The organism is Salinimicrobium oceani, assembly GCF_012037645.1.
In genome coordinates this window covers 1-401 of record NZ_JAAVJR010000858.1, presented here as the reverse complement: position 1 = coordinate 401, position 401 = coordinate 1, and the positions used below count along the sequence as shown (strand labels likewise).

The following is a 401-nucleotide window of genomic DNA, read 5'->3' as shown; positions in this document are numbered from 1 at the left end:
AACAAAACCATAGAGATCACTCCTGTAGAAGATGCACCTTTTTCTGAACTCTTTATCGTAGGAGACGCTACCGAAAGTGGTTGGAATGTTGATGCTCCTGCAGCTTTTACCCAAAGTGAGCTTGATCCTTTTGTCTTTATCTATGAAGGTAATTTTGCACCGGGTGAATTTAAGATCTTCGCCGGACCAATGGGCGACTGGTGTGGAGATTGGTACAGGCCACAAGTAGATGACAAAGGCATTGAGAATGGTGCCGTTGTGCAGGCCCCAGGTTGCGAACCGGATAATACATGGCTGGTGACCGAAGAAACTGCAGGACGCTACAGACTTAGCCTTAACACAGCTACCAATACCATTAGATTCAATAAAGTCAATCTTCACATGGTAGGAGATGCAGGGCC

General features: G+C 46.1%; 1 pseudogene. It reads left to right on the top strand.

Going from position 1 to position 401, the window contains the following annotated elements:
- Positions 1-401 (top strand): annotated as a pseudogene (locus tag HC175_RS19745) (SusF/SusE family carbohydrate-binding protein); the annotation flags it as partial.